Source organism: Caballeronia sp. AZ10_KS36 (genome assembly GCF_023631105.1).
Taxonomy (GTDB): Bacteria; Pseudomonadota; Gammaproteobacteria; order Burkholderiales; family Burkholderiaceae; genus Caballeronia.
The window spans coordinates 1-1,861 of record NZ_JALQDQ010000063.1 but is presented as its reverse complement, the minus strand read 5'-3'; the positions used below and the strand labels follow the sequence as shown (position 1 = coordinate 1,861).

Below are 1,861 nucleotides of genomic sequence, written 5' to 3'. Positions count from 1 at the left end.
GCGCACGACCGGCGTGAAATAGCCCTCGGTCGCGACGAGATCGCGCACGTCTTTCGGCGTGGCGGTGACGAGGAACTCGAACTGGTCGTCGCTGACGTCGTCGCGCTTCGAAAAACGCGCGAGGTCGAGGTTTTTCTCGAGGACCTTGCGAATACTTTGCGGAGCGTCAATGTCGACGGCGTACATGGCTAATGCCGGCGGCGAGCCGGCCATCGTAGTGACGGCGAGGATCACACGCGTGCAACGTGGCAGCAAGTTCCGCCAGCGTTGCGGCGTATCGATTGAATGCCTTACCAACGTCACCCCTTAGTATTTTTCTGACGGTCGACGACTAGCCACCAAATCCGTGATGCGATCCTCTGTCTAGCATGGCGAATTCCACAGTCACTGCCTTGCGCCACTAACCTCATGCGATGAAGCCGCAGTTGGTTTGCTGAGCGCTCTCGCGAGGCCAGTGCGCGCTACACACGCCGCTTAGTGGGCTCGAGTTGCGCAGGTCGGCGTCGATGTATTTGTGCACCGCCCTATTAAATAGCTTGCTGCCGTGGCCGTTCTTCCGCGCGGTGTTGTTCCGAACTGTCGCTACAGACGCGCCCGAGTTGCCATAAGTAGCTCCCCTGGCGGTAAGCCGAGCGTCTCGCCGCTCTCGGCGAGAATGGTCTCAGGGCGCGATCGAGCACATCGAACCGGCCGGGACCGCGCGGGAAACAGTCCGAAGGATGTGGCACCATGTGACAGAATAAAGCCTCGCATGTCAATGTGAAAACCGTTCGGCCGGGACGCAGAAATTTGCCACTCACCGGGGATTGCGCCGGTGCGAAAAAGGTAGCTTAATCTCACGAGCATAAGTCTTCGTATCGCTATCGACATACCGTTGGGAGCCGAGAATTGGACAGCAAGTCCGTCGCGCGAGCTGCATTGATCCAATCAACCGTCTACGCGTCTGTGATATCGCTGGTGGTGTTAGTCGTTGCGGCATCAGACGTCTTCTTACTGGTGTTCGGCGGCCTCCTCCTGGCTGTCCTGTTGCGAGGCGTGACTGACTGGCTGCATCGAAGAAGCGGCATGAGCGATAAGTTGTCGTTAGGCGTTGCCGTCCTCGTGCCGCTCGTCACTGGGGTCCTGATGGTCTGGCTAGTCGCTCCCGACGTAGGCGATCAAGCTAACGAATTGGCTAATCGGCTGCCATCTGCATTGGCAAGCGTCAAACGTGAATTGATGCACTACGAGTGGGCGTCCAGCATTTGGCGAAGTACTGACCACCTGCGTCAGCTTCTTCCGGACGGGAAGTCGGGCATTCAGCGCTTCTTCGGCGTGTTTTCGTCGACATTCGGCGCATTGGGGAACGCGGTTTTCATACTGTTCGTCGGGCTCTTTCTTGCGCTGAATCCCTCCATCTATATCAACGGCTTCCTTCGGCTTATCCCGAAAAGCAAGCGGTCACGGACCCATGAGGTGCTTAAGGCAACGGCGGCCGCACTACGGCATTGGCTTGTCGCTAAACTGACGGCCATGGCGGTGATCGGCCTCTTGACGACGATCGGTCTCATGCTGCTGAATATCGACCTTGCTTTGGTTCTCGGGGTTCTTGCTGCGTCCCTCTCGTTCATCCCCAACTTCGGTCCAATCGCTTCGGTTATTCCGGCTGTCCTTATTGGGCTGGCCGCTGGTCCAGAGAAGGCGATGTACGTCCTTCTGCTGTACGCAGCTATACAGGCAGTGGAAAGTTATGCTCTAACGCCATTTTTGCAAAAGCGCATGCTTGAAATGCCGCCGGCGCTCTTAGAGGCGTTAACAGAATGACTTTTGCAGGTGTCGCCAGCATATGATGCAGCAAGCGATTTTCATGAAGGCCTCGTGG

Annotated in this window: 1 protein-coding gene and 1 pseudogene; one reads left to right on the top strand and one right to left on the bottom strand. The window is 57.2% G+C overall.

Annotation, left to right across the window (positions count from 1 at the left end; all coding sequences use genetic code 11):
* Positions 1–213 (bottom strand): annotated as a pseudogene (locus tag NCR35_RS29695) (outer membrane protein assembly factor); the annotation flags it as partial.
* A gap of 675 nt (positions 214–888) precedes the next feature.
* Between NCR35_RS29695 and NCR35_RS29690 the strand changes: the two are divergent.
* Positions 889–1,803 carry an AI-2E family transporter gene (locus tag NCR35_RS29690; protein ID WP_250537451.1) on the top strand — a complete coding sequence of 305 codons (915 nt, stop codon included), beginning with the start codon at positions 889–891 and terminating at the stop codon, positions 1,801–1,803.
* The last annotated feature ends 58 nt before the right edge of the window (positions 1,804–1,861 follow it).